The sequence below is a fragment of the Oligoflexus tunisiensis genome (assembly GCF_001748245.1).
Taxonomy (GTDB): Bacteria; Bdellovibrionota_B; Oligoflexia; order Oligoflexales; family Oligoflexaceae; genus Oligoflexus; species Oligoflexus tunisiensis.
Genome location: NZ_BDFO01000001.1, coordinates 2,105,925 through 2,126,477 on the forward strand (window position 1 = coordinate 2,105,925; position 20,553 = coordinate 2,126,477).

The 20,553-nt window shown below is 55.8% G+C and carries 23 protein-coding genes; 10 read left to right on the top strand and 13 right to left on the bottom strand.

Features of this window, described 5'->3' with window-relative positions; all coding sequences use genetic code 11:
* Position 1: 1 nt before the first annotated feature.
* The 6 genes from OLTU_RS09175 to fni all read right to left on the bottom strand — a co-directional run bounded on the left by OLTU_RS09175 (position 2) and on the right by fni (position 6,186).
* Positions 2-439 carry a GNAT family N-acetyltransferase gene (locus OLTU_RS09175; RefSeq protein WP_141732459.1) on the bottom strand — a complete coding sequence of 146 codons (438 nt, stop codon included), beginning with the start codon at positions 437-439 and terminating at the stop codon, positions 2-4.
* A 41-nt stretch (positions 440-480) separates the two neighbouring features.
* On the bottom strand, positions 481-1,455 hold the full coding sequence (mvk, locus tag OLTU_RS09180) for a mevalonate kinase (protein ID WP_141732460.1): 975 nt from the start codon (positions 1,453-1,455) through the stop codon (positions 481-483).
* 6 nt (positions 1,456-1,461) lie between these two features.
* Positions 1,462-2,481 carry a diphosphomevalonate decarboxylase gene (gene mvaD / locus OLTU_RS09185; RefSeq protein WP_141732461.1) on the bottom strand — a complete coding sequence of 340 codons (1,020 nt, stop codon included), beginning with the start codon at positions 2,479-2,481 and terminating at the stop codon, positions 1,462-1,464.
* Positions 2,478-3,476 carry a mevalonate kinase family protein gene (locus OLTU_RS09190; RefSeq protein WP_176736465.1) on the bottom strand — a complete coding sequence of 333 codons (999 nt, stop codon included), beginning with the start codon at positions 3,474-3,476 and terminating at the stop codon, positions 2,478-2,480. The genes mvaD and OLTU_RS09190 overlap by 4 nt, the downstream gene beginning before the upstream one ends.
* A 5-nt stretch (positions 3,477-3,481) precedes the next feature.
* Positions 3,482-4,723 carry a hydroxymethylglutaryl-CoA reductase, degradative gene (locus tag OLTU_RS09195; RefSeq protein ID WP_141732463.1) on the bottom strand — a complete coding sequence of 414 codons (1,242 nt, stop codon included), beginning with the start codon at positions 4,721-4,723 and terminating at the stop codon, positions 3,482-3,484.
* 143 nt (positions 4,724-4,866) lie between these two features.
* A complete protein-coding gene (fni, locus tag OLTU_RS09200) occupies positions 4,867-6,186 on the bottom strand; it encodes a type 2 isopentenyl-diphosphate Delta-isomerase (protein ID WP_141732464.1) in 1,320 nt (439 codons plus the stop codon).
* Positions 6,187-6,273: 87 nt separating this feature from the next.
* Here fni and OLTU_RS09205 point away from each other — a divergent pair, with 87 nt between their 5' ends.
* Entirely contained in the window at positions 6,274-6,600 is a 327-nt protein-coding gene (locus tag OLTU_RS09205) for a hypothetical protein (RefSeq protein ID WP_141732465.1), read from the top strand.
* Positions 6,600-7,445, top strand: a complete 846-nt coding sequence (locus OLTU_RS09210) for an SDR family oxidoreductase (protein WP_141732466.1) — start codon at positions 6,600-6,602, stop codon at positions 7,443-7,445. Before OLTU_RS09205 ends, OLTU_RS09210 begins: the two co-directional genes overlap by 1 nt.
* Positions 7,446-7,447: 2 nt before the next feature.
* On the opposite strand, the gene OLTU_RS09215 is transcribed toward OLTU_RS09210, so the two are convergent.
* A complete protein-coding gene (locus OLTU_RS09215) occupies positions 7,448-7,888 on the bottom strand; it encodes a hypothetical protein (protein ID WP_141732467.1) in 441 nt (146 codons plus the stop codon).
* A 102-nt stretch (positions 7,889-7,990) separates the two neighbouring features.
* Between OLTU_RS09215 and OLTU_RS09220 the strand changes: the two genes are divergently transcribed.
* Positions 7,991-8,362 carry a DUF4174 domain-containing protein gene (locus OLTU_RS09220; protein ID WP_141732468.1) on the top strand — a complete coding sequence of 124 codons (372 nt, stop codon included), beginning with the start codon at positions 7,991-7,993 and terminating at the stop codon, positions 8,360-8,362.
* Positions 8,363-8,368: 6 nt separating this feature from the next.
* Here the strand turns inward: OLTU_RS09220 and OLTU_RS09225 are convergent, their stop codons facing one another.
* Complete coding sequence (locus OLTU_RS09225; protein ID WP_141732469.1) at positions 8,369-9,490, bottom strand: baeRF3 domain-containing protein; 1,122 nt, start codon at positions 9,488-9,490, stop codon at positions 8,369-8,371.
* A 178-nt stretch (positions 9,491-9,668) separates the two neighbouring features.
* On the opposite strand from OLTU_RS09225, the gene OLTU_RS09230 reads away from it, so the two are divergent.
* Positions 9,669-10,133 (top strand): hypothetical protein, encoded by a 465-nt coding sequence (locus OLTU_RS09230; protein WP_141732470.1) that lies wholly within the window; start codon positions 9,669-9,671, stop codon positions 10,131-10,133.
* Here OLTU_RS09230 and OLTU_RS09235 read toward each other — a convergent pair.
* Positions 10,097-10,987 (bottom strand): LysR family transcriptional regulator, encoded by an 891-nt coding sequence (locus tag OLTU_RS09235; RefSeq protein WP_141732471.1) that lies wholly within the window; start codon positions 10,985-10,987, stop codon positions 10,097-10,099. The two genes, OLTU_RS09230 and OLTU_RS09235, sit on opposite strands and share 37 nt — an antisense overlap.
* Positions 10,988-11,000: 13 nt before the next feature.
* On the bottom strand, positions 11,001-12,548 hold the full coding sequence (locus tag OLTU_RS09240) for an FMN-binding glutamate synthase family protein (RefSeq protein WP_141732472.1): 1,548 nt from the start codon (positions 12,546-12,548) through the stop codon (positions 11,001-11,003).
* A gap of 446 nt (positions 12,549-12,994) precedes the next feature.
* Here OLTU_RS09240 and OLTU_RS09245 point away from each other — a divergent pair, with 446 nt between their 5' ends.
* Positions 12,995-13,399, top strand: a complete 405-nt coding sequence (locus tag OLTU_RS09245; RefSeq protein WP_141732473.1) for an antitoxin Xre/MbcA/ParS toxin-binding domain-containing protein — start codon at positions 12,995-12,997, stop codon at positions 13,397-13,399.
* Positions 13,399-14,082 carry an RES family NAD+ phosphorylase gene (locus OLTU_RS09250; RefSeq protein ID WP_141732474.1) on the top strand — a complete coding sequence of 228 codons (684 nt, stop codon included), beginning with the start codon at positions 13,399-13,401 and terminating at the stop codon, positions 14,080-14,082. The genes OLTU_RS09245 and OLTU_RS09250 overlap by 1 nt, the downstream gene beginning before the upstream one ends.
* 1 nt (position 14,083) lies before the next feature.
* Here the strand turns inward: OLTU_RS09250 and OLTU_RS09255 are convergent, their stop codons facing one another.
* Entirely contained in the window at positions 14,084-14,521 is a 438-nt protein-coding gene (locus OLTU_RS09255; RefSeq protein WP_141732475.1) for a hypothetical protein, read from the bottom strand.
* A gap of 109 nt (positions 14,522-14,630) precedes the next feature.
* On the opposite strand from OLTU_RS09255, the gene OLTU_RS09260 reads away from it, so the two are divergent.
* The 4 genes from OLTU_RS09260 to OLTU_RS09275 are packed head-to-tail and all read left to right on the top strand — an operon-like array spanning position 14,631 to position 16,998.
* On the top strand, positions 14,631-15,014 hold the full coding sequence (locus OLTU_RS09260; RefSeq protein WP_141732476.1) for a hypothetical protein: 384 nt from the start codon (positions 14,631-14,633) through the stop codon (positions 15,012-15,014).
* Complete coding sequence (locus OLTU_RS09265) at positions 15,007-15,318, top strand: hypothetical protein (protein WP_218109939.1); 312 nt, start codon at positions 15,007-15,009, stop codon at positions 15,316-15,318. The genes OLTU_RS09260 and OLTU_RS09265 overlap by 8 nt, the downstream gene beginning before the upstream one ends.
* Positions 15,258-15,737 (top strand): hypothetical protein, encoded by a 480-nt coding sequence (locus OLTU_RS09270; protein ID WP_141732478.1) that lies wholly within the window; start codon positions 15,258-15,260, stop codon positions 15,735-15,737. Before OLTU_RS09265 ends, OLTU_RS09270 begins: the two co-directional genes overlap by 61 nt.
* Positions 15,730-16,998 (top strand): secretin GspD/PilQ domain-containing protein, encoded by a 1,269-nt coding sequence (locus OLTU_RS09275; RefSeq protein ID WP_218109940.1) that lies wholly within the window; start codon positions 15,730-15,732, stop codon positions 16,996-16,998. Before OLTU_RS09270 ends, OLTU_RS09275 begins: the two co-directional genes overlap by 8 nt.
* Here the strand turns inward: OLTU_RS09275 and OLTU_RS09280 are convergent.
* Both OLTU_RS09280 and OLTU_RS09285 read right to left on the bottom strand, forming a co-directional pair.
* Positions 16,988-17,998: an amino acid--tRNA ligase-related protein gene (locus OLTU_RS09280; protein ID WP_141732480.1), complete on the bottom strand. Its 1,011-nt coding sequence runs from the start codon at positions 17,996-17,998 to the stop codon at positions 16,988-16,990. The two genes, OLTU_RS09275 and OLTU_RS09280, sit on opposite strands and share 11 nt — an antisense overlap.
* On the bottom strand, positions 17,982-20,453 hold the full coding sequence (locus tag OLTU_RS09285; RefSeq protein ID WP_141732481.1) for a Lon protease family protein: 2,472 nt from the start codon (positions 20,451-20,453) through the stop codon (positions 17,982-17,984). Before OLTU_RS09285 ends, OLTU_RS09280 begins: the two co-directional genes overlap by 17 nt.
* Between the last annotated feature and the right edge of the window lie 100 nt (positions 20,454-20,553).

Sequence of the window (20,553 nt, forward strand, 5' to 3'; positions counted from 1 at the left end):
GTCATGAGGATTTCTTTTCCTTCAACGGGTCCTTTTCCAGAACCGCATACATCACCTTTTCAGCCGGGACGGTATGATAACCCAGCTTCTCCCAGATCGAAGCACTGATAAAACCATCGATGATGCGAATGGTATGAGCGTTGGGCGGCAGGGCATCGATCAGAGTTTTGAGAATCCGCGACCCGATGCCGCGCTTGCGGTATTCCGGCCGAATCATCACATCGGAAAGCTGAAAGAGAAAGATATCATCCGAGATCACGCGCCCGAAGCCGATGAGCCGGCTTCCATCGAAGGCCGTGGCATAATGCGAGGTTTTTTCCAGCATCTTCTGCAGCGCAGGGATGGTGCGGCTGCCGTCTCGATTCCAACCGACGAGGTTATACATCTCAGCAAGTTGATCGAAGGGAACCGGTCCGTTCAATAGGACTTTGATATCCATACGTCTGGCCTCTTTTCCGTAATCCCTCCATTGTAGCCCCGTCAGGATTCGATCGCCACGCGAAAAACGGAATGGTTGGGAAACGCGGCCTTCACGGCTTCCTGCTGGGCATCGGCCTGGGTCGGATCCAACAGTCCGAGGATCATGCCGCCCCCGCCGGCTCCGGTGGTTTTCACCCCCGGCAATCCAATCTTGCGGCAGGTCTTAATCATGGCCTCAAGGCTATCCGGGACCACGGAAGCCGCCCGCAGGAGGTCACCGCATTCATTCATCGCGGCCCCGACGGTGCTGACATCACCCTGCTGCAGGGCCCCATAAACCAGCCAGGACAGTTGATCGAAACTTTGCAGATGCCGTTCCCCCGCGCGCCCTTTGAAATAAGGCTCAGCCTGACGAATCATCGCCATGGTCGAGGCGCGGACACAGCTGTCGATCAAAAGGAATTCCCAGGATTTGTGCCCAGCGGGAACCTTCAACTGGATCGGCAGAATGGATTGACTTCTGGCGAACAGGATACAGGCCTCGTAGGCGACGACCGCGGCATCCAAACCGGAGGGATTACCGTGAAAGCGTTTCTCCAGTTCATTGGCATAGGTGGCCAGCTGCGCGGGAGGCAGTTCATAGCCGAGGCTTGAGGTCAAAGCCCGCAGGCTGGCCACGCAAAGAGTTGCGGATGAACCGAGTCCGGCGCCGATCGGCAAAGCGTTATGACTTTTGGCACTGAGTGAAAACGGAGCGGAGCCCAGAAGTTCCATGGCATCGGACAGCACGCTGTTGACCCGTGGCGAGGCCTCATGACCGGCCATCGTCAAGTGAATTTGCTGCCGCTCCTGCCTTGGCAGTGGTGTCAGCGTCAAGTGCAGGCGCATCTGTTTGAGCGGCAGGGCCACCGCGTGCGTTCCGTAGACCACGGCATGTTCGCCCACGATAATGGCTTTTCCGCAGGCGCTCGCATGAGCTTCCACCGGCGCAGGACGGGTATTCAAGGAAGACTTGGAATTAGGATGTTCACTCACGCTTTGTCACTCACTTTGAAAGTCCAAACGCGGACCGGCACCCACGCTGTCATGCAGCAGGCGATCCGCGGCCATGCGTCTTTGCAACCAGAGTTTGAGACGCTCATGTTCGCCTGCCTCATGAATCACATGAATATTGGGACCGGCATCAATTGTGAAGTAGGCATGGATTTCCCCCTGCTGCCGCGCCTGTCGCAGATCGGCGAGAAATTGCAGGGCTTCCTGATTCAAATAGTGGACGGGCTGGCTCGCGGTCATGATCACCGCATGCATCTCGAGGGCCTCCACTTCCAGCCAAAGACCCAGAGCCTGAATTTCACGATCCGCAACAGCCTGTTTCACAAGCTCCATGCGTTCCGGCAGACCGCTGAGTCGCGGAATAAAAAGGGGGCTGCTCCAGGCGAGTTCATGCGCAGCCGTGGATCCCACCGCCTTTTGCTCCGAACTGAAGAGCACCACGGTATCCCGCAGGGCCCAATGCTCATCGGAAAAGAGCGAGGCATAGCGCTGGGAATCAGGATCCGGTCCGGCCTCCCATTGAACAAAACCCCCGAAGAGGGAACGGCATGCACTGCCGGAACCCAAACGGGACAGGTCGGCCAGCATCGTGCGATCAAAGCCGTGGCGCTCGAGATCATCCCAATTTTTGGAATCCGTCCAGGCCATGAGCGAGGCCAGCGTTAAAGCTGCGAGTCCACTGGCGCTGCTGGCAATGCCGGCGCCCATGGGAAAACTGTTGGTGGAAGTGATCTGCAGTTTCTGCGTGAAACCAAAGCGCAGGGCGAGACGATCGAGATGCACAAAGGTCTTGCCCAGCTGCTTGTCATTGCGGGTATACATCCGATCCCCGAGACGCAGACTGTGATCGTCCCCCTGATACCGGCGGGCTGAGGTTCGGGTGGCCAATTGATTGAGTGTCATCGAAAGCGAGTCATTCGCCGGCCACTGCGGAGCGTTCGGACGTTTGCCCCAGTATTTGATAAAGGCGATATTGCTGGGGACCGTGGCGCTGTAATTGGCATTCATAATGATGTCCCGGAATAAAGGCTGGCGCCGTGTTCAGCCGGATGCACGGGCAATCGATACCAGCCTTCCCGAGCCAGGCCTTCGGCAGCCATCTGTGTTTGTTCCCTGGTGCCGATCAGCAGGATGGCGTCCTCACCTCCTGCTCCTGTGGTCTTGGCGGTCCAGGTTTGATCAAAACCTGGACATTGTTCCAAACTGCGAAACAGTTCCGTGGGAAAATAAGGGAGAGACTCAAAGAGGTGCCGCTGAGCGGCAATATCCTGGCAAAGCTGGGGCAGGGCCTCGCCTTCGTTTTGCCAGAGCTGCAGCCAGCTTTTGATCACACGATTGGAGGCTTCGTAATAGTCCCGTTGCCGCCCGCTCTCTTCCAAGGCCGTGCGCACACTGCCGCCGACTTTTTGCGTCGGGGCTCCCGCACCGCCCACAAAAACCTGCAGATAGGGAGAGAGAGGAGCAGGATCCAATGTCCTGAGTGCAGAGCCAGGCCAGTTCTGGTAATCAGGTGTCCAAAGAATGACCCCGCCGAGCGCCTGGGTGAGCACATCATAACCGGAAGCAAAGGACTGCTGCACACGCTGCATGCGAAAGGCCAGCGCCGCCGCTTCCAGGCGGATGTTATCCGGGATGCTGGAAAAGCCCTGTGACAGAGCCGCTGCAGCCAGCAGCACGCCCAGGCGCAGCGCTGTGGAGCTGCCGAGCCCGAAGCGAACATCGAGTTCCGACTGAATCTCGCAGCGGACATGCGGCAATGCAAAATGATGCTGAGCAAAGTCAGCCACCTGAAGGAGAGGTTCCGCCGCGATGTCCTGGGCATCCGCCTGTTCCAGAGTGCGCGCCTCAGGCCAAATATCCGAGATCAGGTGCCAGCCGCCGCTTGAACTGAGGGTGAGGGACACAGTCAAATACCTGTCCACGGCCAAACTGAGTGCGGGATGACCCTCCAGCACTGCGTATTCGCCGGTCAAAAGTATTTTACCTGGCACTCGAACCGTCACGCTTCTCAATGGCGCTGGGCTCCCTTTTGCTGGGCCAAACGCAGATTGCTTTCATGCAGACTCATGTGGCCGCGTTGAATACCTTCTGAAGCCAATGCACGCAGAGCGGAAAGATTTTGGGCCAGACCCACAGCGACCACGATTTCCGCGAGGCCCTGGGCGTTCGGCGAACCCAAAATTTTCAAAGCCGCCTGGGAAGTGGGATGCAGTGTGGTCACGCCCCCGACCGTTCCCAAGGCCATCGGCAATTCAATGTCGCCTTCCAGATCGCCGTCACTATTTTTCCACCAGCGGGTCATCGGTTGATAGACACCGGTGCGGCAGGAGTAGGCATGCGCGCCGGCTTCCACCGCGCGCCAGTCATTGCCGGTCGCGATCACAACGGGATCGATGCCGTTCATGACGCCTTTATTATGCGTGGTCGCCCGATACACATCATGGGCTGCGAAAAGATAAGCCTGTTCAATACGCTCGACCACTTCCGCGCCGTTGAATTCGCGATTCGACAGGGCTTCCTTGGGAACTTTGCAGTGCGCGCGGGCGATGCGTTTGTCGCAGAGATTGGTGAGAATCCTGAGACCCACCTCGCAGGGTAAAAGTTCCTGCATGCGTTTGCCAAGACGCTCGCACATCGTATTGATCATGTTCGCACCCATGGCATCACGGGTGTCGATGTCCACATAGAGAACGAGGGATTTCAGGGCTTCAATATAGCGCCAGGAAATATTCTGAGCGCCTCCACCACGCGCCAGAAGACGGTGATGACCTTCGTTAGCATAAGTGATCAGATTCTGGCGTTCGGCGCTCAGAATGCTCTCATAGTCACAGCTCTCGCGCAGGAAGACCTGAACCTGGCCGGTGCCGACGGGTGCGGTGCTGCTGGTTTGAAAGCCACCGCCGGCTCGCGCGAGCTTGGCGCCGTGACTGGCCGCCGCCACCACGCTGGATTCCTCGACCGCCATGGGCACGAGAACGTCCTGGCCGTTGATCAGAAAGTTCGTGGCAATCCCCAGCGGCATGGCAAAGGTGCCGACGCCATTCTCGATAAAGACATCCACCAGCTCCGCCGATAGAGTGCCAAAATCTCCAAGCTGATGCGTATGCCCCCGATCCAGGCGCCCCATGCCCATCACGATTTCTCGTCGCTGGCCGATAGGGAGTTCATAAAAACCTGGCAAACGGGAGGAAACTGGGGTCTGGGCCGTTTGGTAGCGATTCTGAAACAGATTGCGATTTTCACCGGTCATGGTTTCATTTCCACTGGAAGGTCAGAGTCAGCTGCCTGATACAGAGCGTCCTCAGCATGCCTGAAAGCCAAGCGCAGTTCAAGTTTTCTTGAACCGTACCTGACATCCTGGAATTGTTGCGTCCAGCCCTTGATTACGAGGACTTAGGCGCGAACGATGGCTTCAAATTCCCGCTCAAAAGGATGACCCAAAACGAGCCGCTGCGACAAATCATCCAGGCGGGCGGCGCCGGTGGCCATCAAGGTAACCTTCAATCCCTGACGCAGGGATTCCAAGAGCGCGAGCGGCGCCTCTTCACTCTCCAGCGCAGCGCGTAAAAGTGGCAATCCAATCCCGACCAGGCGCGCTCCCAGAGCGACAGCTTTCGCCACGGTGATGCCATCGCGAACGCCTCCGGTGGCGATCAAGGGCAGTTCAGGAAAGGCCTTATGCACGACGGCCAGGCTATAGGCCGTGGGGATGCCCCAGTCGCGGAAACCCGCCCCAAGATCCTGGGAAAGAGCGCTGCGGCTGCGCAGACCTTCGATATGCGACCAGGATGTGCCGCCTTTGCCGCCGATATCGACGGCGCTGAAACCCATTTGCTTCAGGCGACGCACGGTGTCCGGGGCCATGCCGCAGCCCACTTCCTTGGCAATGACGGGCACCGGCAAATGTTTGCAAATCCGTTCCAGACCATGCAAAAGGCCCGAGAATCGCCGGTCACCTTCCACCTGCACGAGCTCCTGCACCAGATTGAAATGAATGGCCAGGGCATCGGCATCGATCATCTCCACAGCCCTTTGACAAATCTCGAGCGCATCCGCTCCGGTGAGCTGGGACATTCCGATATTGCCGATCAGGAAAAGACCGGGAGCGTGCGGTTTGACTTTGAAAATCGGGGCGTATTCCGGGTTATCGAGGGCAATGCGTTGCGAGCCCACACCCATCGGAATATTCATGCGGGCCGCGGCCTGAGCCAGACGACGGTTGATTTCCGTGCCCTTGCTAATGCCTCCGGTCATGCCCGTGATCAGGAGCGGCGCGCTGAAGGTGCGACCGAGAAATTCGCGATTGAGATCCAGAGCGGACTCGTCCATCCGGGGCAGCGCTTCGGGTATAAAATGGAGACGGCTGAAGCCGGTGAATCGATCACTGGCCTCAACATCCTTATTGCGGCAGATTTCGATATGCTGATCCTTGCGAAGCTGACCGATCATATCAAGAAGACGCGGCTGGTCCTGCGCCTCGACCACAAAGACCCAGTCAGCAGCGGTCGGCGTGCACGCTCCGTGAAGGGTAAAGGTCGGCCCCTCGTTCAGGCGGACCGTGATCGCCGTAAGATGAGCGCCATCGCGGCTGCCAGCAGCAGGCTGCAGCAGAAGGCGGTCGAGACCCAGAGCCTGGACAAATCCAGCACTTCCCTGCTCCGACAGCCATGGCAGGGCGGGTTCGAGTTTGATAAGATCAGGTGTCCTGGACAAGCAAGGCCTCCATGAGCAGAGCAGCTGTTTGAAGGCCTTGTTTATCACAGGATGGTTCCTTAGACAAATCTGGCTTGGAGATTTTGCATGAAAAAGCGAGGTCTGATCGTTTTGGGCGGCTTTTGTTTGACTGCGGTCGCGTGGGCCGGAACTCACGTAAAGACGGAAACGGTTGAGGAACAGGAAAAATCAGAAGTGAAGGTCTTCTGCTCCAAAGCCTCGGAAAAGGATGCGGTGGCTTCCTGTCAAAAATGGTTGGAGGCCCAGACCAAAACCCTCGGTCCACGGCTGCTCACGAGTTACTGCAGCGAAGGGGAAATGCAATCGAATAACAGCGGCTGCCTCTATCGGGCGACCGGTGAACTGAAATATGTGCTGAAGAAATTCAGAACCGAAACAGAAAGAAACCACTGATGTCCCGACTGTTGATTGCCGGCGCCGGTTACGTCGGGCAGGCTCTGGCGGAAAAAGCTCTGGCGGCCGGAACCCACGAAGTCTCGGTCCTGCGCCGCAGCCCCGTGCAGTGGCCGGGGGTGAAAAGCATTCAGGCGGATCTTCTGCAGCCGGAGTCGCTCACGGTCCTGCGCGATGTCGGGGATATCGTCTACTGTGCGGCAGCCGATGCGGCCGATGATGCGAGTTATAAGAAGATTTATCAGGACGGTCTTCGCCATCTGGTGGAGGCTGTTGCGAAGCAGGGCGGTTACCGCCGTCTGATCTATGTTTCCAGTACATCCGTCTATGCGGAGTCAAAGGGAGGCTGGGTCGATGAAACGAATCAGAATCTGGCGCAGGCCGGATCTTCACGTTTTATGGTGAGCGGCGAAAAGTGGCTCATGGAGGGCCGTGGGGATTATTCCATTCTGCGTATGGGCGGTATTTATGGGCCAGGGCGCACCTGGTTTCTGCGCCGCGTAAAAGAAGGGGTCGAACGGATTTACGCGCAGGGTGGGATCTATAGCAACCGGATTCATCGGGATGATTGTGTCGGCATGATTTTGCATGTGCTGCAGAGCGAGGCGCAACGTCAGGTGTATAATGGAGTGGATTGTGAGGCCGCCGATCGCAACGAGGTGATCCGCTGGATGGCGCAACAGCTCGGAATGGATCCGGCCACGCTGCAGTCCACCGAGGATCGAACGCAGATTCCGGCCCGTGGCAACAAGAGGATCAGCAACCGCAAAATTCTCGATGCGGGCTATCGTTTTCTTTATCCCACCTACCGGGAAGGCTATACAGCCCTCCTGCATGAAGTTTGAACTCAGGGTTGATCAGGTTTTGCGCAGAGGAAGGCGGTGAAGGTGTTGGCCCCCTCTTCGGCGCGAAAGGTCTGGCGCTTGCTGCAGAATTTGCTGGAATAGATTTCGATGCCGTCATCGATGGCACTCATGATGATTTCATAGTCCTTGTGAGCATCGATTTCGATGGATTCGCCGGGTTTGTAGTCGGCGCGGCTGTGGGTAATCACCACAGAGTTTGGATCCTTCAGGGAAAGCTCCAGAAAATCGTAGCTGCGCCTCGGCGTAGGCAGGCTGAGGGAGTTTACGGCAAAAGTGGTCTGCACTGACTTGCCCACGTTGAGATAGTCATCACTGGGCGGACGGGTTGGGGCATTGGCATCCATGATGTCCACCGTTGCACGGGACGTGCGACAGGCTGCCGTCAAGGTCAGAAGCAGAAACACGAGGCCACGGGTTCTCATGAGGGGTCTCTCCAGGCTTTGCCCCCTATTCTATCAGAAAAGTGCTGGCATGAATAATGCAGCCAGAAGCCCAGCGTGCTTGACGCTGTTGAGGAGAGATTTATGGCCGACATTTTTTCCACATTGGGTTTAAAAGGTGTTCCTGAATTATTCATGCTGAGCACCGAGGATTTGGATCGTTACAAAGGCGAAAAATCCGTGATTGCCATCCTGGCTCCTGATCGGACGCATCCGGAATTCAAAAACGCGGAGCAAACATTCGCGGCTTTGGAGGATAAGGATGATCTGGTGATCACCATCGAGGATCACCCCGATGGACCCTTGCACGAAAGACTACGCTGCGGGCCCAAGGAGTTCTGCTTTGCCCTGATTGACAAGGCGGGCAACACGGTGATGCGCGGGGATCATATCCCCAGCCTGCAGTCGGTGCGTGAGCACCTGCAGGAGAGGAATATGGGGACCCCAGCGCACTGAACGGGATCACCAGCGATAGAGGGCTGCGACCGGCGATGGGGTGGGCATCATATTCTGCGGGATCAGGTGAGCGTTGCCACCGCGCAGGATCACTTCCTGAGCCAGGTCACACAAAACATCATCGCCGATGGGATCAATATTCTGTTTCAGGTTGATGACGCGTCCTGTTCCCCTGTCGAGCCTTCCGTAGAGGGCACGATCCTTGGCGATCAGGATATGATTGACCCGCCCCATGAAAATGGATTCCGCTATCGCTTCCATGTTGTTGGACGCACGTCCTTTGGCCAGCAGCGCCAGATACTGGTTGGACAGAACAAGCGCCCGACTGTTGAAGTAATCCTCCACAAGAGCCAAGGCCTTACGATGGAGGACCGCATGGTTGCCCTGACTGTAACGGAAATTAATGCCGTCCTTGAGCAGGTTCGGTATTTTGCAGTTGGTCGCAAACATCCTTCGTAAATAGGTTGAGCCCACCGTTACCACAGGCCCCGGGCTGGGCTGAATGCGGTTGATCATATCGGTCTGCGCATCCTGAAAGAACGAGTTGAGGCGTGTCGGGGACTGATAGCTCAGCACCGGATAACGGCTGACTCTTCCGCGTGCAGCATTCCGGCTGAACCTGGCCGTGATCGATCGGAGTTTGCCGCCTTCACCGTCCGTCATCGTATAAGTCTTGAGTTCCTTGAGACCCGTGGCATCTCCTGAAAACAGCGTCATCGTGGTTTGAGTCAGTGTAATCACATAAAAAATGTTTTGATTCTGGATCATCGGCAGAATCGGCTTCAGATGAAAACTGTCGCTCAAGGCCACATGATCCTGGACCGGCAGGGATGTCGGGAAAATGCCGCTCATGCCAAAGGATCGGAACATGGCCAGGCCTTTGGCCTCATGAGGGATCGCATGGAGATTTCGGGCGGCGGCATGAAGAGGCTGCAGCAACCGTTCGCGGTCCTCGCGGTTGCAGAGTCTGGAGATGGAACCTCGAATGTGACCAAGCTGTGCATAGAGCCTGGGGTGGATACCGTGATTCAAACCTGTTGGGGATTCCAGGTCCAGATAGAGCGAGATACAGGGATACTCTTGTGTCTTCATGAGTTCATGAAAATCAGTCACAGAAAGAAATCGCATGTCACCCCCTTCAGTTAAAGAGTTTGCCAAGGATTAACATTTTTCCCTGGAAAAGGGGACCTTCATAAACTCAAAGGCAGCCATTGATTTTTTATACTGGCCCTTACTGTCCGGAATCACTAGAAGAAAGCAGTGGATTGTTTCAGATAACGGTCAGTGACAACGAAAGGAGATTCGCATGCTATCGCCTACCATTCACGGAACAATGCCTCCTTTGCATCTCATGCCTCTGGATACCCACCGTGTGGATCGGTTCTTTGTCCTCTCATTCAATCGATACCGCGGATCTTTGTTCGTTGTGTCACCTGACGAGATTACCTTGGTGGATAATTACTACGCGCTGCCAGGACAGACTTTAGGTGCCTATGTACGAGCCATGGAAAACCAGGTTTTTGAAACTGTCAGGAATGTGCGGCCCATTTTGTGTCTCGCTGCCAAGGAGCAGTTGCGTCAGCGCTTTGAATCCATCAGTCGCATCCTGAGCCTCAAATCCCTGAGTCTGGATCGTTACTATGGGCCTGATGAGCAAACGCAGCTCCACCGTTCCATGATGGCTCTGATTCTGCGCAAAGCCGGAGATGGACGGACCGCGACGCCCGGGAAACCTCAAGGTGCAGTGAGAGTGAACGTTTCCAGAAGCTGAGCCGCAATGGGATTGACAACGTGCATTTTTACGCCGGTCAACCAGATTTGCTCACGCAGAGCTTCCAGGACACCAATCTCGATGATTTTACCCTCCTGAACGAGGGGTTCCTCCCCATAGCTCGACATGGCGATCAGGGCATGCCCCGAGGCAGCCAGTCGCTTGTCGAGCTCACTTTCCTGACTTTCCCCGACGATCCTGGGGCTCAGATTATTCCGTTCAAACAGATGTTCCAGATCATGGCGCAACTTGCTGTGCAGAGTCGGGAACAGGAAAGGTTGTCCATTGAGTGACTGAGGAAAATTTTCTCGCAGGGCTGCATACCGGGGGGAACCGAACACGGTGACCGGAAGGTCGGCCACGCAGCGGCTGAAAAGCCCGGATTTTGAGGTCATGGGCGCGTGCGAATTCGTCAGTGCCAGGTGCAGGGCATGAGCCTTCAGGCCGTTGAGCAGTTCCTCGCTGCCGGCCTCCACCACCGAGACAAAGCAGTCCCCGATCGCATAGGCGGCGATGACCAGCTCGTGGGCCATGGCTTTGGGGATGCTGTCCAGGATGCCGAGATGCAGGCGCAGCGGGCCCGCTTCCTTGCGATTTTTCACGGCTTCCATCATCTCGGAGCCAATCCGAAAGATTTCCGCTGCGTATTCGTAAACCAGGCGACCCGTACCGGTCAGCATCAGATTCTGTTTACTGCGATCAAAGAGTTTCTGATCGAAGAGTTCCTCCAGCTGGCGCAACTGAATGCTGAGGGTCGACTGGCTGAGGCGCAGGCGTCGCGCGGCCTTGGCAATACTGCCTTCGCGGGCGATCACATAGAAATAGTAAAGATGGTGGTAGTTGACCCAGGTCATGCCGTTTCACCGTTTAACCGAGTGTTCCATTTTTGGTTCCTGCCAGATCCGGGGATCCGGAAGGGTACAGCGCGACACCATGAATTTCACGGAGGGTTTTGAGTTCTCCGTCGACGGAGCGTTTCGAAATGATGTCGGCCGTGATTTCACACAGATGCTGCAGGCCCATGGCTCCCATCATGTGAGCGACCGATTCGAGAGTTTTGCGATGATAGCTGGCCACCCTATAGGATTTTTCCGCGGGGACCAGTCCGGCAACCAGATGAGGATCCTGGGTCGCCACTCCTGTGGGGCAGCGATCCGAATCGCACTTGAGCGCCTGGATGCAGCCCAAAGCCAGCATCATACCGCGCGCTGAGGCGCAGAGATCCGCGCCCAGGGCCAGGGCTCTGACGATATCGAAGCCACTGAAAATCTTTCCGCTGCAGATGATGCGGATATGGGACCTGAGCTGATGCTTGACCAGTGCGTTGTGGACCAGAACCAGGGCCTCGGTCAGGGGGAGGCCGACGTGATTGGTAAACTCCACGGGCGCAGCGCCCGTGCCACCTTCCGCGCCATCAATGGTGATAAAGTCCGGCATGATTCCAGTTCCAACCATTTCGCGGCAGAGCGTTTCAATCTCTTCCTTTTGGCCCACGCACATTTTGATGCCGATGGGTTTTCCCCTGCTTAAGTTACGGAGTTTGGCGATGAATGCAAGCATTTCCCGGCTTGTGCGGAAGGCCTTGTGACGAGGCGGTGAAGCCACATCCAGACCCGGCAGGACCCCTCTGACCTGGGCAATTTCCTGGCTCACTTTTTTCCCTGGTAAAAGCCCGCCCAGGCCGGGTTTGGCTCCCTGCGAGAGTTTGATTTCGATCATTTTGATTTGCGGGAGGTTGGATGTGCGGCTGAATTTTTCCTCATCAAAGTCGCCTGCGGGCGTGCGGCATCCAAAATATCCCGTACCGATTTGCCAAATCAGGTCACCGCCAGGTTTCAAATGAAATTCGCTGATGCCGCCTTCGCCACTATTGTGAGCAAAGTTCCCCATCGCGGCTCCGGCATTCAGAGCCTCGACCGCGCGGCTGCTGAGGGCGCCATAGCTCATGGCGGAAATGATGAAAATGCTGGAATCATAGGGCTGGCGGCAGTCCGGGCCGCCGATGATCGTCCGCAGGCTTTTGGCATTGACCTGGGTGGGAAAGAGCGTGTGATGCACGCATTCAAAACCTGGTGCGTACATATCATGCTGGGATCCAAAGGGGACGGTATCACGTTGGTTTTTGGCCCGCTGATAGACGAGGGAGCGCTTTTCGCGATTGATGGGCGTTCCATCGATGTTGGATTCAATGAAGTACTGATTGATTTCGGGACGGATCGATTCGAGAAGATAACGCATATGGCCGATGACGGGGAAGTTGCGACGAATCGTATGCCGGGTCTGCCTCAAATCGTTGACGGCGACAACCAACAGGAACGTGCAGGGCGTAAACGCCCACCAGATTTCATTCCAAAGGATCATGGCCGCGGCCGTAACCAACGCAAGCGCAATAACCCAGCGAACCTGAAGACGCATGGATGCTCCATTCAGATATTCAGAAAGTTAATTAAGAAAATGATGGTTGAGGAAGCCCCCAGGCTGCCAGGCGCACTCCGCGGGGAGAACCTTGCATCCTGGGCTTACGAGCGTGTTGGAACGGTCAGGCGGCCAATACAGGTCAGCGACCCGTTGGCAAAAAGAATGCGGACGCAAGCCATGCGCGAGGTTTGCGGGAGAAAATTCAGAATGTTGGAGTACGAGTGCATGGCGGCGTTGAGTGTCCTGAAAATAAAAATCTTATAAACTATGGCACAAGTGGGGAGGAAGTCAATAACCGAGCCCGACGGCGCTGCAATGCGACAAATAGCCTATTAAATAAACTGATTAAATATAGTATGTTATGGCCGATTAAAACCTAATATTTGACAAAATACGACAAATGTCTGATACGGTGGTAAGATTTAAGGCAGGAGGGCCTGATCATGTCCGTCAAATCCAAACAAGCTATGAGTGACGCGGAGAGAGCCGAAAAACAGAATCGCGCTGTCTGTCGCGCGATCTTCGTCACACGGCAGGACCTTGGACTTAAGACAGTTGACTTGGCCAAAATCCTTGATGTCAATGTGAGGACTATCAATCGCTGGGAAAACGAGGAATTGATTCCTGGTCTTGATGAGAAGCGGCATTTGCGCGAGGCGGCTTCCCATCTTATTGCCATCTTTCGCAGCCTGGCGGCGATGTTTTCAAGCGCTCAGGACCGGGAGGCCTGGATCAAGACGGCGCATCCTGAGCTTGTGGATGCGCCGCTGGAGATTATGAAAGGGTCGATGGAAGGGCTTATCCAGGTACGTCGCTATCTGGATTATGTGCGTGGGCGAGGTGCCTGATGCATCTGCAAGGCGAGATCTGGAGGACAGTGGAGCGTGATGGCAACTGGGCACTTCAAGGTAAGGTGCCAGGGGATATTGATGATATTGGACTGCTTGAGGAATTTGTTGAGGAAACGAAAGCCAATCGCTCGGTGGTGGCTGCCGCGCAAAGGTCGGGTTATCACTTTCTGATCTACACTCCCTTCCGCTATGATCCGCCTGTTCCGCCTGAATACGCCGCACGTTTCCGGCCGCCGTATTACACGAAAAATGTCTTCTATGGAGCGCGGTCTCTCGATGTCTCGATCCATGAGGCATCTTTTTATTTTATGAGAGAACGCCGGCATCTTCCCACGCCGAGTGGCAGTGGTGAGCCTCGCACGACATTTACGGTTGGGGTTGACGATGCGCAGGCGGTCGATATCACGAAGCACCCTGATATCGAAAAGATTATGGATCGGACCGATCATGCGGCTTCCCATGCGTATATATTGCAGAACCCTTGCGATACTCTGGTTTACCCAAGTGCCAGATTTGTCGGGGGTGAGTGCGTGGCTGTGTTTGAAATCAAGTGCCTTGAGAAGGCGCCACGGAGCGCCTGGCAGTACCGTTTCCAGTATCTGAAGGGCTCCGATTTGTGCGTGATTTTTAATGATCGCGATGAGCAGAGCTACGCGATTGGCTGGGGCGAGGTGTCTTGATTTATTTGGTTTTGTTTGGCGTTGGGCAATACTTTTCGATAATTTTTCTTAGTGCCTCGACTGCTGTTTCTTCTTTTGCCTTCTCAATTTGGCTCTGATCCTTGTAGAGTGTCTTCTTCTCTGAGCCTCGAAAAGCGTAGAGCTGAATGGAAGGTGATGTCGCCACAATATGGTATCCCATGACGAGGTCACCTGACAGCTCAGCTATCCACTTTTTCACGTCTGCTGCTTCAGGTATGTCGCTCATCACTTTACATTCAAAATATTGATCCTTCTCTTTCTTTTCTTCTTCATCCCACCCACCAATAATTTTTTGCAAAAGCATTTCAGGCTGCGCAGCCGAAGTTTTCGACATATCGACTCTTTCCTTGGGGCCGGCGGTGGTGGTGCGGCAGGCGCAGAGCAGAAGCATCGAAATGAGAAGGAATTGCGTCTTCATGGTTCACCCGTGATTTGATTATGAGGGCCTTGGACATGGTAACAGATTTCGATGTCCCTGGTGCTGAAAAATTGAAAAAGGCAGAGTGAGTGAGAAGGAGGAAAGGGGAGTGGGGCAGGCTCTACAGCTTATTCTTTGGATTGGGATCGTGGGGCAGCTGCTGCTTGGAATTCGGCTGGTCGGGGAAGCCTCCGGGATGTGGGCTGAAGCGTTTCGGGTGGATTATGAGCTGATGGTGTGTGGACGGTATCAGGCCATGGCTGCGAATCTGCGGGATGCCGTGACAACATGGCGTAAATTGGGCTGCGCGGGGGAGGAGGATCTGCCCGCGGAGGAAGAGGTGGAGACTGTGTTGCTGGAGTGGCGTGAGCACTATGGAGGTAGGGATTTGGAGGATTGTGGTGACGATGGACCGATGCGGGTGAGACTGCACCGGGAGAGGAATCCGGATCTGGATGAGGACTATCCGAACTGGGTCGTGCGGTATGAATGAGGAGGGCAGTACGGAGCTGCTTGTCATGCTGCTTTTCATGCTGTTTCTCCAGCTGGGACTTTGGGAACTGGAGCGGCGTGTCGGCGAGCAGGTGGGTGAGGCCTATGAGGCCATGGATCCGGTGCAGCCGGATGAAGTGCTGGAATTCAAGGAATTTGTCGCCCTGGGGAAGACCTGGCCCGCGCCCGCGCCGCGCTTGGATTTTGGGGCGGATGATAAACACGAAAGGGATGCTGAGGCTTTATGTTACATCGTTTCACGTTTTGGTTGCGCCGCACCTGGCAAAAGCTTCCGATGCAATTGAGCCTTCTGGGATGGCCGCCGCTTTTGAGCCATTCCCTGGCTTTTATCGTAGGGACCCTGGTCCTGCAGCAGGGAGAGGCCGGGATGCGGGTGCCGGATGGCAAAGTGCTGGTGCCTGTGGAAAAACTCGGGCGTTTGGAGGCGGATGGGAAACCCTGGAAGGAAACACAGAAAATTACGGTGCTGCAGCGTCGTGGAGACGCCTGGTGCCGCAGCTCGGATGATGAATTAAGCCTTTGGAAAGCTCCAGGGCGACGTGGAGGTCTTTATTTGCTCTGGCCGACCGGTGCGAATTCTGCTTCACGCCTGCAGCAGCTTTTACAGAAGAAGTCCGTGCTGACAGCGGATGGGAAGGATTTCGCATTCTGTGGAGCCGAGACTGAAGGCCCAGTCGCGTCCCGTGGCATTCAGTATGATTAGGTTTTTTGCTGCCATGATGTTCTTATGTTCCACCCTCGGTCTGGCGAATCCTCTGCCCGAACGCTGGGACATGGAGATGGGTGAAGCCCGACGCCTCAAGGTCAATGCCAAATGGAGTTTACGTTTAAGCCAGAAGCATATCCTGGATGTGGAAGAACAGGGGAAAGGGGTCTGGCAGGTCGTGGCCCTGCGCTCCGGGCTGGTTTATCTCAGAGCCCTTGATGAAAAAGGTACGGTGCAGCAAAGCTGGATTATCAATGTGGCCAGTCGCAGCGAATCCGAAAAAGTGGAGCGCTGGAAGAACCTGGTCTGCAATGAACCCGGCATTCACTGCGATGACAGTTCCTCAACCGTCACCGGACAAACCGATTCCCTCGCCTGGCTGCACAAGGCCCGCGAAATATGTGACAAGAATCCGCCCTGCCGCTTTCGGGCCACCCTGTCGAGTGCAGCCCAGCGTCTGACCGCGGAAAGGATCTCACTGGACTTGAAAGCCCATCAAACCTTTGTGGACGCAGACGGTTTCGTCTTTCTTGAAAGTGTCTGCCTTGTCCCCGATCCCAAGCGGGATGAACAGTGGCGGCAATGGATCAAAGAGCGCTACGGGGCTCCGGCCCAGGTGCGGTGTCAGGAAGAGGTCGATGGGCGCTACCGACTGGAAGTGGTCGCGGTCGCTCAAAAATCCAGTGACTCCGATCTGGATAACCCTCTTCACTTCGGACCCATCCGCCTTCTGCCACAGGAAAATATCGACGTCTTTTTACAGGGGCTCTCCCATCGAGCCAATACAAAAATCCTGGCGCGACCTCGTCTGGCCCTGAACCTCGGCAGCACGCTCGAAGTCAGCGACGGCATGGATATCGCCACGCTAGCCCCGCAACGGGATCAAACCCTGGAAATATGGAAGCCGGTCGGTTTCATGCTTCAGGTGAAACTCGTCGAACAGCGGGCGGATACCGTCAAGGTTTCCTTGAACCTACAGATCAGCCGACCTCGCGAAGGGCAAAGAGCCCTGGATCGCTCCGGCATGCAAACCGAAACCTGGCTGACCCTGGATCAACTCCAGATGGTTGGGCAGATCCAGGCCCGCACGGCCGGGTTCGAGGAATCCCGCATCCCCTGGCTCGGCGCCATTCCCATCGTGGGTGCATTATTTCGCTGGAATGTTGAGAGCGCGGCGGACAGTCATGTCTATCTCCTGCTCCGCCTGCAGAAATTGGAAATGGAGGTGGCCACGCTGCCCCCGGAATTCAAGGAATAGAACGTGACCAGGGCTTATTCCACCGAAAGGGCACCACGCGATCCAGATTCGATTCCCCAAGCAAAAGCGCCAGCAATCGATCAAAACCCAGCGCATTCCCCGCACAGGGTCTTAAATTCTGCGTCAGCGCCTCAAAGAAATCCTCATCCTCCGGCACCGCCCCATGCCCGAGTTTTTCCCTCTGCTCGTTGCTGCTGCGAATCCGCTCACGATTCGCGCCCGGATCCAGCAGCTCATCGAAGGCATTGCAAAGTTCCACACCCAGCAAATACAGCTCAAAACGCTGCGCACGACCCCCGACCACCCGGGCCAGCGCACACTGCGAAGCCGGATAGTCGTAAAGAAAGATGGCTTCCTGATCCTTCAGTCGCGGCTCAATGATATCCAGCAGGATTTTAAAGTAAGCCGTCTCAAAATCATCATCCGGCCGGAGCGAAGGAAAACCCTTGGCCAAACCCTTGCGGGCCAGCTCGGGATCCCCATCGACCAGCTCCAGACCCGCCCAGCGTGTGAAGGCCTCGAACATCGAAAGACGCTCCGGTCGCGCCCTGGGCATGCGAACGGCATAGCCTGCCGCCTGCAGGGTGACCGCCACAAACTGCACAAGGTCCGCCGTCAGCGTCATGAAATCATTGAGGCTGATGCCGTTCTGATAAAATTCGAGCATGGTGAATTCAGGGTGATGCCAGTCCGCCAGCTCCCCCTGATTTCGAAAACATTTCCCGAGGTGATACACCCGCTCCAGCCCCAGGGCCAAAGCCTGCTTGAGATGCAGCTCAGGGCTCGAACGCAGATAAAGCGGCGTCCGCTCCCCGCGAAAATCCTGCCATTCGGTGGCGAAATAGCCCAGATGGACCTCGGTCCCCGGACTGCGCACGGCAATCGGGGTGTCGAGGCTCAGATAGTCGCGACTGCGAAAAAACTGGTGGATCGCGTCCTGCGCCGTTTGCCGGGCTTTCAGGGCGCGAATGAGACTTTGTTTATCAGTCGTGGTGCGCATCGCCCTCGGCCTTGTCCATCCAGCTCAGGGCGCGATCCAGCGCACTGTCCTTCAGCAGGAGACTATCCCCATGAACATCACGGACCCCAAGCGGCACGCCGGTGGCGATTTCAAACGCCTCGGCTATGTGCGTGACGGGAATGATCTCCAGACGTCCCGCCTTCACGGCGTCCTGCGTCTTGCGATGCAGCATCAGGTTCTGCGCATTGGCTGCGGGAATGATCACCGTATATTTCTCGCTGCGACCGACAAGATCACAGATCTTCCAGAAACCTTCGATCTTCTCATTCACGCCACCGATCGTCTGCACTTCCCCAAACTGGTTCATCGACCCCGTAATCGCAAGGTTCTGCCGCACGGGCACGCGTGCCAGCGAACTGATAATCGCAATCACTTCGGCAAGCGTGGCACTATCGCCATCAATCATTCCGTAGTTCTGCTCGAAGCAGACGCTGGCGGTGAACGCATGGGCCTTGTTCCTTGGGAACACGGCCTTGAAGTAGCCGGCAATGATCATCACAGCCTTGTCATGAATCTTCCCGGACAGACGCGCCGCCCGTTCAATATTCAAAATCCCGCGCTTGCTCGGCGAAGTCGTACAGGTGATCCGCGCGATTTTCCCGAAGGAATAATCCGAATAATCATAGACCGCGAGGCCATTGATCTGACCCACCCGCATGCCATCGACCGAGATCAGGATATCCTGCTGCTTGACGAGGCGGAGCAGATACTCCTCCTGCAGATTCAAACGGTAATATTTCAAATCGAGCGCGTCCTCAACATCCTCACGCTGCACGATCTCACGCCCGCGTTCCTTGGCGATGAAGTCCGCTTCAATGGTCAGATCCTTGATCTCACCGAACTGGGTGGACAAAAGATTCTGATCCTCGATCAAGCGCGAACCATATTCCACGATCGCCGCGACGGCCGACTTGTCAAACGGCAGAAGCTGCTCACGGCGCATCCGGGTCGCGATAAAACCTACGTAGCTCATGATGTTGTCATCGCTGCGTTCCATCTTGAAGTCGAAGTCAGCCTTGATCTTGAAGATCTTTTGGAACTCCTCGTCCTGCTGATAAAGGATGTGATAGATCTCATCGGTGCCGATCAAAATCACCTTCAAGTCCAAAGGCACCGGCTCCGGGCGCAGACCCGAGGTCGGCAGCAGCGAATACTGCTCGCCCATGTCCTCGATAAAACCCATGCGGTTGCGCAGAATCCGCTTCAACGATTCCCACACATTGCCGGGACGGAAAATATCGATCGCGTTCAGGACGAGGTAACCGCCGTTGGCCTTGTGGATCGAGCCGGGCTTGATCATCGTGAAGTCGGTCAGGTACATCCCGTGCTCGACATTCTTTTCAATCTTGCCGAACAGGTTGTAGTAGGTCGGGTTGTTTTCAATGATGACCGGTGCCTTCTCGATCTTGCTGTTATCGACAAAGACGTTCACCTTGTATTTGGTGAACTTGTCCTTGTCCTCGATAAAGAGGGCTTCTTCATTACTGGGCTGCTCATCCTCGACGAATTCAAGGAGGTTTTCCTTCACATCCTCGCGAACCTGCTCGATGTATTCCAGAATCTCATTAAATTCCCCATACTCTTCCAGCAAGGGGATGATCAAAGCCGAGATAATTTGCTCACCGATCGAACTCCGGAGATTCTCCAGCTGCTCGCTCGTCTCCTTGTCGATCGCCCGAACCTTGCGCGCGAAGTCGAGGACCTCGGGCTCCAGTTCAGAACGCCGGCCCTCGATTTCCTGCCGCTCCTCCTCGCCCAGCTTGGAATAGTCGCGTTCGGTGAGGGGGCGGCCATCGACGATCGGAATCGTCTCAATGCCCATGCGCGTGGACTTGATCACAAAGTCCTTGGCCTTGGCGAGCTTTTCCAGCTCGCTGTAGAGCTTGGACTTGATGTCATTGGCCGAGGAAATATAGGTGTTGACCGCGTTCTCATAGTCCTCGCTTTGCAAGGCCACGGGAATCTCGGAGCGCAGGGCTTTGACCAGCTGCTCCATATTCTTCTTGAGTTTGCGGCCCTCGCCACGAGGCAGTTTGATGGCGCGCGGCACTTCGATATCGGAGAAGTTATAGAGATAAACCCAGTCATAGGGAGCTGGCGAATCCGCCGCCCACTTTTCGAGGAATTGGCGGATGACACTGGTCTTGCCCGTGCCTTCAATGCCGGCAACATAGATATTGTAACCGGGACGCTTGATGCTCAGGCCCATGTTGATCGCGCGAATGGCACGATCCTGGGCAATGATGTCATTCGAGCTATCCAGTTCATCCGTGGTGTTGAACTTAAATATTTCGGTCGGGCAGCTGGCATAGACCTGATCCGCCGACAAAGCTTCGGGCAGCCGCGCAGTTGTTTCTGGGGTGAGGGCTTTTTTTGCCGGGCTTTTGCGTGCGGACTTGCTGGCTCTGGCTGGCTTCTTGGTTTTCTTCTTCAAGGTCAGTTCAACTCCCTACGCCAAATTCGGCTGGGAGGATGATTGGAGGGGGGTGGCTCATCCTCGTCAGCGTTGGCGCATTAAAACGTCAACGCGTGCC

Bases quoted from the DNA above. Each gene is read 5' to 3' on its own strand.
- OLTU_RS09205 (WP_141732465.1), top strand. From the start codon at position 6,274: ATGAAAAAGCGAGGTCTGATCGTTTTGGGCGGCTTTTGTTTGACTGCG.
- OLTU_RS09220 (WP_141732468.1), top strand. From the start codon at position 7,991: ATGGCCGACATTTTTTCCACATTGGGTTTAAAAGGTGTTCCTGAATTA.
- OLTU_RS09235 (WP_141732471.1), bottom strand. From the start codon at position 10,987: ATGACCTGGGTCAACTACCACCATCTTTACTATTTCTATGTGATCGCC.
- OLTU_RS09245 (WP_141732473.1), top strand. From the start codon at position 12,995: ATGTCCGTCAAATCCAAACAAGCTATGAGTGACGCGGAGAGAGCCGAA.
- OLTU_RS09265 (WP_218109939.1), top strand. From the start codon at position 15,007: ATGAATGAGGAGGGCAGTACGGAGCTGCTTGTCATGCTGCTTTTCATG.
- mvaD (WP_141732461.1), bottom strand. From the start codon at position 2,481: ATGAATGCCAATTACAGCGCCACGGTCCCCAGCAATATCGCCTTTATC.
- OLTU_RS09240 (WP_141732472.1), bottom strand. From the start codon at position 12,548: ATGCGTCTTCAGGTTCGCTGGGTTATTGCGCTTGCGTTGGTTACGGCC.
- OLTU_RS09280 (WP_141732480.1), bottom strand. From the start codon at position 17,998: ATGCGCACCACGACTGATAAACAAAGTCTCATTCGCGCCCTGAAAGCC.
- OLTU_RS09275 (WP_218109940.1), top strand. From the start codon at position 15,730: ATGATTAGGTTTTTTGCTGCCATGATGTTCTTATGTTCCACCCTCGGT.
- OLTU_RS09215 (WP_141732467.1), bottom strand. From the start codon at position 7,888: ATGAGAACCCGTGGCCTCGTGTTTCTGCTTCTGACCTTGACGGCAGCC.
- OLTU_RS09195 (WP_141732463.1), bottom strand. From the start codon at position 4,723: ATGACCGGTGAAAATCGCAATCTGTTTCAGAATCGCTACCAAACGGCC.
- OLTU_RS09225 (WP_141732469.1), bottom strand. From the start codon at position 9,490: ATGCGATTTCTTTCTGTGACTGATTTTCATGAACTCATGAAGACACAA.
- OLTU_RS09270 (WP_141732478.1), top strand. From the start codon at position 15,258: ATGTTACATCGTTTCACGTTTTGGTTGCGCCGCACCTGGCAAAAGCTT.
- OLTU_RS09250 (WP_141732474.1), top strand. From the start codon at position 13,399: ATGCATCTGCAAGGCGAGATCTGGAGGACAGTGGAGCGTGATGGCAAC.
- OLTU_RS09230 (WP_141732470.1), top strand. From the start codon at position 9,669: ATGCTATCGCCTACCATTCACGGAACAATGCCTCCTTTGCATCTCATG.
- OLTU_RS09255 (WP_141732475.1), bottom strand. From the start codon at position 14,521: ATGAAGACGCAATTCCTTCTCATTTCGATGCTTCTGCTCTGCGCCTGC.
- OLTU_RS09210 (WP_141732466.1), top strand. From the start codon at position 6,600: ATGTCCCGACTGTTGATTGCCGGCGCCGGTTACGTCGGGCAGGCTCTG.
- OLTU_RS09175 (WP_141732459.1), bottom strand. From the start codon at position 439: ATGGATATCAAAGTCCTATTGAACGGACCGGTTCCCTTCGATCAACTT.